Source organism: Herbiconiux moechotypicola, from assembly GCF_024979255.1.
GTDB classification, from domain to species: Bacteria; Actinomycetota; Actinomycetes; order Actinomycetales; family Microbacteriaceae; genus Herbiconiux; species Herbiconiux moechotypicola.
Genome location: NZ_JANLCN010000006.1, coordinates 133605 through 146182, shown reverse-complemented (window position 1 = coordinate 146182; position 12578 = coordinate 133605). Strand labels below are relative to the sequence as shown.

Below are 12578 nucleotides of genomic sequence, written 5' to 3'. Positions count from 1 at the left end.
TCACACTCCCCTGGAGGCCGACGGGATGAGGCGGTTCAGGCCCACGTTCACGAGCAGGTTGAACACGACCACGAGCACGATCGAGATGACGAGCACCGCCTGCACCGAGGGCACGTCGCCGGTGACCGCGGACTGGGCGGCGAAGGTGCCGTAGCCGGAAAGGCCGAAGATGGCCTCGATCAGCACGGCCCCGCCGAGAAGCGCCGGGAACTTCAGGCCGAGCACCGAGAGCGCCGGAGCCACGCCGTTGCGCAGCACGTGACCGAAGAAGATGCGTCGGGGGCTGAGCCCGCGCACCTGCGCACCGATCACGTAGTTCTCACGCGACGCCGCGACGAGCCCGGTGCGCAGCTGACGGGCCACGTCGGAGACGGTGTCGAAGCTGAGCGCGACCGCGGGCAGGATGAGGTGGCTGAACCAGGGCCAGAAACCCATCTGGAGGGGCACGAAGCCGACGGCCGGCAGCCACCGCAGTCCCACCGCGAAGACCGCGATGAGGGCGATCCCCACCACGAAGGGCGGCAGCACCGAGAACACGGTGGTTCCGGTGGTGATGGCACGGTCGATCCACGTGGTGTGGAACCTCGCCGCCAGCACGCCGAAGAGGAATCCGAACACCACGCCGATGACGAGGGCGAGGCCCGCCACCGAGAGACTCACGACGGCCCGGTCGCCGAGCAGGGTGGCCACCGGCACCCCGTTCGCCCAGCTGTTGCCGAAGCTGCCGGTGAACAGGGTGCCGAGCCAGTCGAAGTACTGCACGAAGAACGGCCGGTCGAGTCCGTACTGCTGGTTGATGACGGCGACGGCCTCCGGGGTGGCCGCGTCTCCCAGCTGGAGCGCGGCCGGGCTGCGGCCGCTGAGAGCTCCGAGGAGGAAGGTGAACAGGGTGCCGAGGAAGAAGACCGGCACGAAGATGCTGAGCGGCCGCCCGATCGACACGAGCACGCGCCTGACCCGGTGCCAGACGATCCCCTCCCGGGGGACCGCCGCCTGGGCGATCCCCCGAGGGGTGGTGATGGTCGAGGCGGTCACGGTCAGTTCCCGCCGATGGTGACGCCGGTCCAGTCGATGAACCCGTCGATCTTGGGCAGGTCGGAGATGTTCTGCGCCAGCGCGAGCGGCGTCGCGTAGGTGTAGAGCGAGATGTTGCTGCCGGTCTGGTAGCCGATCTCCGCCGCCGCCTGCAGGTTCTTCTCGTAGTCGGGCGAGTCGAGCGGCGTCGAGCGCGCGGTGGACAGCGCCGCGCTGAACTCGTCGGAGACGTAGGGCGAGCTGAGGTTCAGCACGCCCAGGCTGTCGTACTGGTCGGAGAGCCCCTGCACGGCCGAGTCGCGGCCCACCCAGCCGAAGAGCGAGGCCGGGTAGGTCTTGCCGTAGTAGCCCTTGCTCCAGGTCGTGAAGTCGACCACGTTGATGGTGGTGGTGATCCCCACCTGCGACAGCTGCGACTGCAGGATCTCGGCGACCTTGTCGAAGCCGTTCGTGTTGAGCGCCTGCACCTCGAAGGAGATGTCACCCGGCTGGTAGCCGGCGTCGGCGAGGATCTCCTGCGCCTTCTCCGGGTCGAAGACGGTGTCGCCCACGAGCGACTCCACGAAGTCGGGGTGCCCCTGCGGGAACGGCTGGTTGTTGGCCTCGCCCTGCCCGAAGGCCAGCTGCTGGATGAACTGGTCGGGGTCGATCGCGGCCCGGATGGCCTCGACCACGGCGGGGTCGTCGAACGGCGCCTGGTTGCGGTTCACGCTGAAGAAGCTCGATCCCCACAGCCGGTCGGTGCCGCTCAGCACCTTGAGGTCGGCCGCCTCCGCCGCCTCGACGAGATCGGGGGTGATGACCGCGAAGTTGGCCACGCCCGACTGCAGCGCCGAGATGACCGTGTCGGGGCTGATGCCGAAGTTGATGCGGATGGTGTCGATGTGGATGTTGTCGGCATCCCAGTAGCCGTCCCACTTCTTCAGCGTGATGTGGTCGCTCGGCACGAGCTCCTCCACGATGAACGGGCCCGCACCCACGGGGCTCGCGGCGTTGAACGCGGTCGGGTCGGCGGCCACGGCGGTCGGACTCGGCAGCTCGCCGGTCTTCTCGGCCAGGATGTAGGGGATCTGGAAGTCGGGCTGCTTGAGGTCGAGCCGCACCGTGAGGTCGTCGACCACCACGGCCTGCTCCACGTTGGCGTAGGAGGCCTTGAGCGCCGAGTTGGTCTGCGAGAAGACCCGGTCGATGTTGAACTTCACGGCCTCGGCGTTCACGGGCGTGCCGTCCTGGAAGGTGAGGTCGGGCTTCAGCGTGATGGTGATGGCGTCGCCGGCCTCGTTGTACTCGTAGCCGCTGGCCAGCCCCGGCTCGATCTGCTTGTTCTCGTCGATGGTGAACAGCGACGCGAAGATCGGGGTGGTGAGGTAGGTGCCGGCCGTGCCGCCGATCACCAGCGGGTCCCAGTTGACGGGTGCGCTGGTGTAGGCCCAGGTGATCGTGCCGCCCTCGGTCGCGCCGGGCGTCGTCCCCGCCGAGCTGCTCTCGGTCGAGCAGCCGGTGAGCGCCACCGCGGCGAGGGCGGCTGTCGCCGCCAGGGCCAGGCCTCGCGAGGCGATCGTTGTGGTCTTCATGGGTCTCCAAGGGTCGGGGTCGTGCGTTCGGTGGTGCCGATGCTGACACGGTGGAACTCCGCGTCGTTTTTTGTTACGAACGGAGTCGGGCTTTGCTACGTTTTGTTGCCCCGACCGCGCTGAACAATGTGTCGGTCCCTATCGTCGGTGCCGTGAACACACGCACAGAGCTCTCGTCGCAGCCCGGGTTGTCGATCTTCTTGCAGACTCCCCCCGAGGCCGATCCCGGCCGTTCGTACGCCCAGGCGCTGGGGGCGATCGAGTCCGCGGAGCGGCTCGGCTACGAGACGGCCTGGATCGCGGAGGCTCACTTCGCGCCGATCGGCCTGCCCTCGGCGCTGGCGTTCCTCTCCGCCGCCGCCCAGCGCACCACGCGCATCCGGCTCGGCACCGCCGTGGTGCCGCTGGTGTTCGACCACCCCATCCGGCTGGCGGAGACGGCCGCCGTCGCCGACTTCTTGAGCGGAGGGAGGATCGAGTTCGGGGTCGGCAAGAGCAACGGGGGCGGCTTCTCGACCTCGGCGTTCGCGGCCTTCCGGCTCGACGAGAGCGACAAGGACGCGCTCTACGACACGACGCTGGCCGCGCTCAAGGAAGCGCTCCACGGCGTGATCGACGGGGGCGAGAAGGCCCTGCACGTCTATCCGCCACCCGGTGCCCTGCTCACGCGGGTGTGGCAGGCGACCGCCACCGGCACCAACGCGGCCGCCATCGGGCGGGCCGGCGACGGACTGCTGCTGCACCGCCTGGCCTTCGAGGGAGAGACCGGGCCCGTGCAGGCTGCGCTCGTCGACCGCTATCTCGACGCCCTCCCCGCCGGAGCCGAACCGCGCATCGGAGTGTCGCGCTCGGTGCTGCCGGCAGCCTCCCGCGCCGACGCGCTGGCCCTGGTGCGCTCCGACTTCGCGAAGAACCCCGTGCAGTACACCGGATTCGGAGCGGCCTCGCCCGAGGAGTACCTGCAGCGCTCGAACGTCTACTACGGCACGGTCGACGAGATCGCGGAGAGGCTCGGCGACGACGAGGCCGTGGCGCGCTCGACCGACTACCTGTTCAGCATCCCGCTGCCGAACGAGTCGGCCGAGTTCGGCGACGGCCTCCGCGCCATCGCCGAGGAGCTCTACCCCCGCTTGCCGCTGGGCGCGGAAGCGACTCACCGAGCGGGCTCGAGCACCCTCCGGGCGGCCGTGTAGCGGTTCTCGACGAACGGCAGGCCGAGGTTCTCGCGCAGGGTCGACCCCTCGTACTCGGTGCGCAGCACCCCGCGCTCGCGCAGGATCGGCAGCACCTCCTCGACCAGCCGGCGGAACTGCGCCGGGTGGCCGACGTGGATGTTGTAGCCGTCGAGCGCGCGCAGCTCGAACCAGCGCTGGAGCTCGTCGGCCACCGTCTCGGGTGAGCCCACGAACGGGGTGCGCCTGGGGCTCGAGACGGCTTCGACCACCTGCCGCAGGGTGAGGCCGCGCGACTCGGCGAGCGCCACGATCTGCTTCGCCTGGGTGTGGAAGCTGCGCTCGGAGTACGCCAGCACGCCGGAGGGGAACGGCGCATCGAGCTCGTACTGCCTGAAGTCGTGCCAACCGAAGGCGCGCCCGAACTCGGCGAGCGACTGTTCGAAGCCGCCGTCGGCGCGCTGAGTGGCGAGCTCGATCTCCCTGGCCTCCTCGTCAGTGTCTCCCACGAACACCGAGACGCCCGGCAGCACGAGCACGTGCTCGGGGTCACGCCCCTTAGCGGCGGCCCTCGCCTTGATGTCGGTGTAGAAGGCTTGCCCGGCCTCGAGCGAGGCGGCGTGGGTGAACACGCCCTCCGCGATCTCGGCACCGAGGTCGCGGCCCTGGGCGGAGTCGCCGGCCTGGAAGATGACCGGCTGCCCTTGCCGCGAACGCGAGATGTTGAGCGGTCCGGCCACGCTGAAGTACTCGCCCTCGTGGTCGAGCCGGTGCTGCTTCTCGGGGTCGAGGAAGACCCCCGTGGCGCGGTCGCGCGGGAAGGCGTCGTCCTCGTAGGAGTCCCACAGGCCCTGCACGGTGCGCACGTGCTCGAGGGCGCGGCCGTAGCGGGTGTCGTAGTCGTAGTGCTGGTCGAGGCTGAAGTTCGCCGCGGTGCCGGCGTCTCCGCTGGTCACCACGTTCCAGCCCGCGCGACCGCCCGAGATGAGGTCGAGCGAGGCGAAGCGGCGTGCCGTGTTGAACGGGTCGTTGTAGCTCGTGGTGAGGGTGGCGACCAGGCCGATGCGACGGGTCGACACGGCGAGCGCCGAGAGCAGCGTCAGGGGCTCCAGGCGGTTGAGGTAGTGCGGCGGCGAGTCGGCGGTGATGAACTGACTGTCCACGATGAACACCAGGTCGAACAGGGCCTCCTCGGCCTGACGGGCCTGGTCGATGTACCAGGCGATGTCGATCGAGGAGTCGGCCGGCACCTCCGGGTCGTGCCAGGTGTTGAAGTGGCCGGGGCCTCCGGTGCCGGTGAGGACGGCGCCGAGCTTGATCTGTCGCGTGCTCATGGGGGTCTCGCTCTCGGTTCGGGCGTGAATTGTTTCGGGCGTGGATGGGTTCAGGCGTGGATGGCGTCAGGCGTGGACGGGGATCGCGGTGTCGGCCGGAACCACGACGCGAGGCCGGCCCGGGGCACGCAGGCGCTCGAGGAAGAGCACGATCGTCGCGGCCACCGAACGATGGGAGACGTCGTTGAGGATGTCGTGGCGGCCACCCTCCACCAGGTACGACTCGACGTCGGGGATGCGGGAGTAGACCGCCGAAGCGGCCAGGGGGTCGCTGACGGCATCGGCGGAACCGTGCACCGTGAGCACGGGTACCAGGATGCGCGAAGCCAGCTCGGGCGTGACGGCCTCGGCCACGGCGTCGAACCGTCCGAGCTCCCCCGGCTCGACGGCTCCTTCGGCCGACAGGGCTCCCCGGTGCACGGGGCAGGCGCTCCGCAGCTCCAGTTCGCTCTCCCACTCGCCCGCGGGGAGCGCGTCCGAGCCGCCCGGCTCGGCTGCCGGCAGGCCCGCGAGCACGGCCACCTCGGAGAACAGCCTCCCCTCGGCCAGGAGGGTGACGGTCGCCGCGGCGCCGGTGTCGGAACCCACGATCACACGCGGCACGTCGTCGCGGTCGGCGAGCAGGGCGCCGGCGAGCCGTGCGGACTCGGCGAGGTCGCGGCTGGCGTCGGGCACCACGGCGACGCGATAGCCGTCGAAGGCCAGGCGGGCGGCGAACCGGCGGTAGACCGCGGCCGACTCGCCGCGCCCCGCGAGCACCACCACCGAGCCTCGGAGGGCGGCCGAGGGCTCGGTCCAGGGCGTGCCGGCGGGCAGGGGCGATTCGGGCGAGTGCTGATTCACGGGTTCTCCTTGTGCGCGAGATTTGTTCTGAACATTAGTAACGCATCCGCCAATATGTACCGACACAAAACGTAAGACGGTTGCCGCTCGTGTCGAGCGGCGCCCACACTGGTCGGGTGAGTACCGATCCCCAGTTCGCCACCCGTCAGATCAGGAGCGGGTACGCCTCGGCGACGTTCCAGAACCCGGCGGTGGTGCCGATCTACCAGAGCGCGGCCTACGAGTTCGAGAGCTTCGCGGCGGCGAGGGACATCTTCGCCCTGCGCCGTCGCGGCAATCTCTACAGCCGCACCGGCAACCCCACCCAGACCGTGCTCGAGGAGCGCGTCGCCGCTCTCGACGGCGGGGTGGCCGCCCTGGCCACGGCCTCGGGGCAGTCGGCGGTGCTGGTGGCGCTGCTCGCCCTCGCCAAGAACGGCGAGCACCTCGTGGCGGCCCGGCAGCTCTACGGCGGCACCGTCGACCTGCTCACCGACACCTTCGCCGACTTCGGCATCGAGGTGACCCTCGTCGATCAGGACGACCTCGAGGCCTGGCGCGCCGCCGTGCGCCCCACCACCCGGGCGTTCTTCGCCGAGTCGATCGGCAACCCCACTGCCTCGGTACTGCGGGTGCAAGAGGTCGCCGACATCGCCCATGAGGCCGGGGTTCCGCTCGTGGTCGACAACACGGTGGCGACCCCGGTGCTGCAGCGCCCAAAGGAGTTCGGGGCCGACATCGTGGTGTACTCCGCCACGAAGTTCCTCGGCGGGCACGGCAGTTCGCTCGGCGGCGTGATCGTCGACCTCGGCACCTTCGACTTCGGGGCCGAGCCCGCCCGCTGGCCGCAGTTCACGCAGCCCTTCGCCCGGGTCGGCGACGTCGTGCTGTGGGAGCGGTTCGGGCAAGCCGGCAGCGCCTACCTCGTCTACGCCAAGGTCAAGCTGGTGCACGACCTCGGCCCCTCGCTGTCACCGTTCAACAGCTTCCAGCTGATCCAGGGCATCGAGACCCTCGACCTGAGGGTCGCGCGGCAGAGCGCGAGTGCGCTGACCGTGGCCGCCTTCCTCGATTCGCGCCCCGAGGTGTCGGTCGTCCGGCATCCGGGCCTCCCTGGCGACCCCGGGCACGAGGCGGCGAGCCGATACCTGCCGCGCGGTGCCGGCTCGGTGTTCTCGTTCGACCTGGCGGGGGGCGAGGAGGTCGTGGAGAACTTCGTCGATAGTCTCGGGCTGTTCTCCCTCGTGGCGAACATCGGCGACGCGCGCAGCCTCGTCATCCACCCCGCCACCACCACCCACAGCCACCTCGACGACGACCAGCTGCGGCTCGCGGGCTTCTCCCGCGCCACCATCAGGCTCTCGATCGGCCTCGAAGACGTCGACGACCTCGTGGCCGATCTGGCCCGCTCCCTCGACCTCGTAGGCGCGCTCGATCCCGCCGACGATGCCGCGCGCGACCACGATCCCGCCCGCGAGCCGGCGCTCGTCACCGACTAGGAGACCTCATGCACTTCGGATACTGGACACCGGTCTACGGCGGATTCCTCCGCAACATCGGCGACGAGGGGATGCCGGCCACCTGGGACTACATCAAGCGGGTGTCGGTCGAGGCCGACCGGCTGGGGTACCACACCACCCTCGTGCCCGAGCTCTACCTCAACGACCGCAAGGGCGTCGAGGCACCGAGCCTCGAAGCCTGGTCGCTGTCGTCGGCGATCCTCGCGGTCACCGAACGCCTGCGCGTGATGACGGCGGTGCGGCCGGGCTTCCACCTGCCGACGGTGATCGCCAAGACCTCGGCCACCATCTCCGACATCGCCGGGCCCGACCGCTTCGCCCTCAACCTGGTGGCCGCCTGGTGGGCTGAGGAGGCCAGGCAGTACGGAGGCGCCTTCGCCGCCCACGACGACCGCTACGAGCAGGCGCGGGAGTTCGTCGAGGTGGTGAAGGGGCTGTGGAGCCGCACCCCGTTCGACTACGACGGCTCGTACTACAGCGTCGACGGCGCCGTGCTCTCCCCCAAGCCCGTCACCGCTCCCCCGATCTTCGCCGGGGGCGAGAGCGAGGCCGGCCGCGAGGCCATCGCGGGCTTCGCCGACTCGTACGTGCTGCACGGCGGCACCGTCGACGAGGTCCGTGCCAAGGTCGCCGACCTCGACGAACGGCGGCTCCGTCGCCACGGAGAGGGCTTCGCCGAGTTCGGCATGGCGGCCTACGTGATCGTGCGCGACACCGAGCGCGAGGCGAAGCGGGAGCTCGAGCGCATCACCACGGTCGATCCGGCGTCGCCAGGTTACGCCTCGTTCGAGGAGTTCCGGGCCAACTCGCGCCTGGACATCGAGCTCTCCAAGCGGGAGTACTCGGTGGGCACGAGAGGCCTGCGGCCGAACCTCGTCGGCACGGCGGAGCAGGTGGCCGAGCGCATCCGGGCGTACCAGGATGCGGGCATCACCCTGCTGCTCATCCAGTCGTCACCGCTGCACGAGGAACTGGAGCGCATCGCCGAGCAGGTCTTCCCGCTCGTGCCGGCGAACACCCCCGCGCTGGTGTGAACGGCGCGGCGTAGACTCGCCGCACATGGACGACCCGCACCGCGACGAACCGCACCGCGACGACGATCCGCACCGAGGCGACGATCCGCACCGCGGCGACGATCCGACGCCCAGCGACGATCCGATGCGCATGTCGGAGCAGCCGGCCCTCACCACCTCGCAGGGCACGGTGTGGCTCGTGGTGGGCGGCATCATGGCGGTCATCTCGATCGTGCTGCTGTTCGCCCTCGCGCGCATCGACACCGGGGCCGTGGCGATGCCCGCCATCGCGGTGATCGTGCTGCTGTACGTGGGGATGATCGAGGTGCGCCTGCTCGTGCGGCGCCTGCGCACCCGGCTGTTGCTGCTCGCCGTCGGGTTCGGGGCGATCGCGGCGGTGGCACTGGTGGCGGTGCTCCTGGTGGGGATGGCGCAGGTGCCGTGATCGCGCGGTCGATAACTCGTAGCGATATTGTGTAACAATTCGAGGATGCTCCCTGTCCTGGCCGTGCTGCTCGCCGCCGTCTGCTTCGGCACCACCGGCACGGCGCAGGCCTTCGCACCCGAGGGGGCGACACCGCTCGCGATCGGGGCCGCGCGCATCCTCGTCGGTGGTGCCGTGCTCGCGATCATCGCCCTCGCCGCGCGGCGGCGGCCCCCCACGGATGGGCCCATGCTGCCGCGGCCGAGCGGCCGTCAGGTGGTGCTGGTGCTCGTGGGCGCGGCGGGCGTACTGGCCTACCAGCCGCTGTTCTTCGCCGGCACGGCGGCCAACGGCGTCGCCATCGGCACCGTCGTGGCGCTGGGCTCCGCCCCCGTCATCACGGGGGTGCTGGCCGGAGTGCTCGGCCGGAGCCTGCCGAGCGCGCGGTGGTTCGCCGCCACCGCGGTCGCGACGGTGGGTGTGGTGCTCATCAGCGGCGTGTTCGACACGGCCGGGCCGACGTCGGCGGGGTCGGCGGGCGGGACCTCGCCGCTCGGCCTCCTGGCCTCGGTCGGCGCCGGCGGCTCGTACGCCGTCTACACCCTCGCGAGCAAGGCGCTGCTCGACCAGGGGTGGACGCCGAGCTCCGCGATGGGTGCGCTGTTCGGGGTGGCCGCCGTGGCGAGCATCCCGCTGCTCCTGGTCGCCGGTGCGGGCTGGCTGCTCACCCCCGAGGGCATCGGCATGACGCTGTGGCTCGGGCTCGTCACCACGGCGGGGGCCTACCTGCTGTTCGGCTGGGGGCTCGCCCGGTTGCCCGCGGCGACGGTCTCCACCCTCACGCTGGCCGAACCGCTCACGGCCACGCTGCTCGGCACCCTGCTGCTCGGCGAGCAGCTCGCGCCCCTGGCCCTGGCCGGGCTCGTGGTGCTCGGAGCCGGGCTGGTGGTGCTCGCCTGGCCTGCCTCGCACAAGGGCACCGGCACGAGCCGCCCCGTCAGGACGCGTTCCTCCGCCGGGTGACGATGACGTGCGCGACCAGCGCCGTCCAGCCGGTCTGGTGCGAGGCGCCGAGGCCCTGGCCCGTGTCGCCGTGGAAGTACTCGTAGAAGGCGATGTTGTCGCGCCAGCGCGGGTTCTGCGAGAGCAGCGGGTAGCGCGCGTCGGAGGGTCGCGGTGCGTCGCCGTCGCGGCGGAACAGCGACACCAGCCGCCCCGCGAGGTCGTCGGCGATCTCGCCGAAGCTGTGCTGCTCGCCCGACCCGGCCGGGTACTCCACGCGGTGGGTCTCGCCGATGCTCTCGTCGTAGCCCCGCAGCGACTCCACGATGAGCACGTTGAGCGGGAACCACACCGGGCCGCGCCAGTTCGAGTTGCCGCCGAACAGGCCCGAGGTCGACTCGGCTGGCTCGTAGTCGACCACGGCCTCCACCCCGTCCACCTCCACCCGGAACGGATGCTCGCGGTGCCAGGCCGAGATGCTGCGGATGCCGAACGGCGACAGCATACGTCCCGGGTCGACCACGCCGTGCAGGATGCGCTCCAGCCGCTCCGGCTCCACGAACGCCAGCAGGGTCTTGGCCGCCGCATCCGGACCGCCCCGTCGGTGCACCAGTGAACGGTAACCCGGGTACCGGTCGAGAAAAAGCGTGCTGCGCAGGATGAACTCGTCGAGGCGCCCCATCTGCGCGGGCTCGAACACCAGCGAGGCCGTGAGCGGCACGAGTCCCACCAGCGAGCGCACCTTGAGCGGCACGTCGCGGCCGTCGGCCAGGTGCAGAAGGTCGTAGTAGAACGCGTCCTCCTCGTCCCACAGGCCCTTGTCGTTGGCCGCGCCCGCGATGGTGAGGAAGTGCTGGAAGAACTTGGTCGCCACGTCTTCGTAGGCGGGGTCGTGCGCCGTGAGCAGAAGCGACATGTCGAGCAGGTGCAAGGCGTAGGTGGCCATCCACGCCGTGGCGTCGGCCTGCTCGAGCCAGCCCACCTCGGGCGGGAGCGTGGAGCGGTCGAGCGGCGCGATGTTGTCGAGCCCCATGAAGCCGCCCTCGAAGAGGTTGTTGTCGCCGTGGTCCTTGTTGTTGGTCCACCAGGTGAAGTTCATGAGCAGCTTGTGGAAGATGCGGCCGAGAAAGCGGTGGTCGCGGCTGCCGTCGATCTCGAACACCCTGAGCGCCGCCCAGGCCTCGATGGGCGGGTTGGTGTCGCCGAAGTCCCACTCGTAGGCGGGCAGCTGACCGTTGGGATGCATGTACCACTCGCGCAGCATGAGCACGAGCTGCACCTTGGCGAACTCGGGGTCGATGTGCGCCATCGTCACGCAGTGGAAGGCGAGGTCCCACGCGGCGAACCACGGGTACTCCCAGGGGTCGGGCATGAGGATGACGTCGTGGCTGGAGAGGTGCCGCCAGTCGCCGTTGCGCACCGCTCCCCGGCCGGGCGGCGGCGGGGGCGAGGTGGGGTCGCCGTGCAGCCAGCGCAGCACGTCGAAGTGGTAGAACTGCTTCGCCCAGGTCAGGCCCGCGAAGGCCTGCCGGGCGATGCTGCGCTCCTCGGCGTCTGCGGCCTCGGGCAGCACCGAGTCGTAGAACTCGTCGGCCTCGACCTCGCGCTCGGCCATCGTCTCGGCGAAGCCGTCGAAGGCGGCGGCGGTGTCGCCGGCGGCGCCGTCGGCGAGCGCCTCCGGGCCCTCGGCCGGGGTCAAGCGGAGCCAGAGCTCTTCGGCCCCGCCGGCCGGGACGGTGAGGATGCGGTGGAAGGCCGCCTTCGTGCCCTCCCCTGCCGGGTTCACCGTGGCGGTGCCCTTCACGACGTGGTCGTCGATGCCGTCTTTCGGGAAAGGCGTGGTGGGGTCTTCCTCGTAGAGGAGGGCCCGGTTGGTCTCGTTCTCGCAGAACAGCGTCTCGGTGGCCGTTCCGTCAGGAGCGCTCGCCATCCTCAGCACCAGGTCGGCCGCATCCGGTCGCGTCACGAGAAGGCCGTCGGATGCGCGGTGGATGCGCGGGCGCGGCCCGGTGTCGAGGTCCCAGCTCCAGGTGTCGCGCAGCCACAGCTGGGGCAGCACGTGGAGGGTCGCCTCGTCGGGCCCGGCGTTCTCGACGCGGATGCGCATGAGCAGGTCGTGGGCGCTCGCCTTCGCGTAGTCGACCGTGACCACCCAATACCGCTCGTCGTCGAACACGCCCGTGTCGGCGAGCTCGAACTCGGGTTCGTCCTTACCGCGCCGGGCGTTCTCCTCCACGAGCTGCTCGTAGGGGAACGCCGCCTGCGGGTAGTGGTACCGCCAGCGCTGCCAGGAGTGGGTGGGTGTGCCGTCGAGGTACCACCAGTACTCCTTGACGTCTTCGCCGTGGTTGCCCTCGGGCCCGGCGAGGCCGAACATCCGCTCCTTGAGGATGGGGTCGACGCCGTTCCAGAGGCCGAGACCGAGGCACCAGCTCTGCTGCAGGTCGCAGAAGCCCGCCATGCCGTCCTCGTTCCAGCGGTAGGTGCGGGAGCGGGCGTGGTCGTGGGGGAAGAAGCGCCACGCGTCGCCGTCGGCGCTGTAGTCCTCGCGCACCGTGCCCCAGGCGCGCTCGGCGAGGTAGGGACCCCAGTCGCGCCACGCCGTGCGCTGCCCGCCCGGTCGGTCGGGGTCGTCGGCCTCGGCGAGACGGCGGCGTTCGGCGGTCATGCTGCGATTGTATT

At 70.5% G+C, this 12578-nt stretch carries 10 protein-coding genes; 5 read left to right on the top strand and 5 right to left on the bottom strand.

The features are described 5' to 3' along the window. Nucleotides 1-1035, bottom strand: a complete 1035-nt coding sequence (locus tag N1031_RS11340) for an ABC transporter permease (protein WP_259479746.1) — start codon at nt 1033-1035, stop codon at nt 1-3. 2 nt (nt 1036-1037) lie between these two features. Then, entirely contained in the window at nt 1038-2609 is a 1572-nt protein-coding gene (locus N1031_RS11335) for an ABC transporter substrate-binding protein (RefSeq protein ID WP_259479745.1), read from the bottom strand. Nucleotides 2610-2761: 152 nt separating this feature from the next. On the opposite strand from N1031_RS11335, the gene N1031_RS11330 reads away from it, so the two are divergent. Next, nucleotides 2762-3802 (top strand): LLM class flavin-dependent oxidoreductase, encoded by a 1041-nt coding sequence (locus N1031_RS11330; RefSeq protein WP_259479744.1) that lies wholly within the window; start codon nt 2762-2764, stop codon nt 3800-3802. Here the strand turns inward: N1031_RS11330 and N1031_RS11325 are convergent. After that, the gene (locus N1031_RS11325; RefSeq protein WP_259479743.1) at nt 3763-5115 is read right to left on the bottom strand and encodes an LLM class flavin-dependent oxidoreductase; all 1353 of its coding nucleotides are present in this window, start codon (nt 5113-5115) and stop codon (nt 3763-3765) included. The genes N1031_RS11330 and N1031_RS11325 overlap by 40 nt on opposite strands. A gap of 66 nt (nt 5116-5181) precedes the next feature. Continuing rightward, on the bottom strand, nt 5182-5958 hold the full coding sequence (locus N1031_RS11320) for an alpha/beta hydrolase (protein ID WP_259479742.1): 777 nt from the start codon (nt 5956-5958) through the stop codon (nt 5182-5184). Nucleotides 5959-6074: 116 nt separating this feature from the next. Between N1031_RS11320 and N1031_RS11315 the strand changes: the two genes are divergently transcribed. Genes N1031_RS11315 through N1031_RS11300 form a run of 4 tightly spaced genes read left to right on the top strand, consistent with a single transcriptional unit; the run spans nt 6075 to nt 9917 of the window. Beyond that, nucleotides 6075-7436 carry an O-acetylhomoserine aminocarboxypropyltransferase/cysteine synthase family protein gene (locus N1031_RS11315; protein ID WP_259479741.1) on the top strand — a complete coding sequence of 454 codons (1362 nt, stop codon included), beginning with the start codon at nt 6075-6077 and terminating at the stop codon, nt 7434-7436. 8 nt (nt 7437-7444) lie between these two features. Then, nucleotides 7445-8491, top strand: coding sequence for an LLM class flavin-dependent oxidoreductase (locus N1031_RS11310; RefSeq protein ID WP_259479740.1), 1047 nt, complete (start codon nt 7445-7447; stop codon nt 8489-8491). Nucleotides 8492-8516: 25 nt separating this feature from the next. Continuing rightward, complete coding sequence (locus N1031_RS11305; RefSeq protein WP_259479739.1) at nt 8517-8915, top strand: hypothetical protein; 399 nt, start codon at nt 8517-8519, stop codon at nt 8913-8915. 45 nt (nt 8916-8960) lie between these two features. After that, the gene (locus tag N1031_RS11300) at nt 8961-9917 is read left to right on the top strand and encodes a DMT family transporter (protein ID WP_259479738.1); all 957 of its coding nucleotides are present in this window, start codon (nt 8961-8963) and stop codon (nt 9915-9917) included. On the opposite strand, the gene N1031_RS11295 is transcribed toward N1031_RS11300, so the two are convergent. Beyond that, nucleotides 9892-12564: an MGH1-like glycoside hydrolase domain-containing protein gene (locus N1031_RS11295; protein WP_259479737.1), complete on the bottom strand. Its 2673-nt coding sequence runs from the start codon at nt 12562-12564 to the stop codon at nt 9892-9894. The genes N1031_RS11300 and N1031_RS11295 overlap by 26 nt on opposite strands. Between the last annotated feature and the right edge of the window lie 14 nt (nt 12565-12578).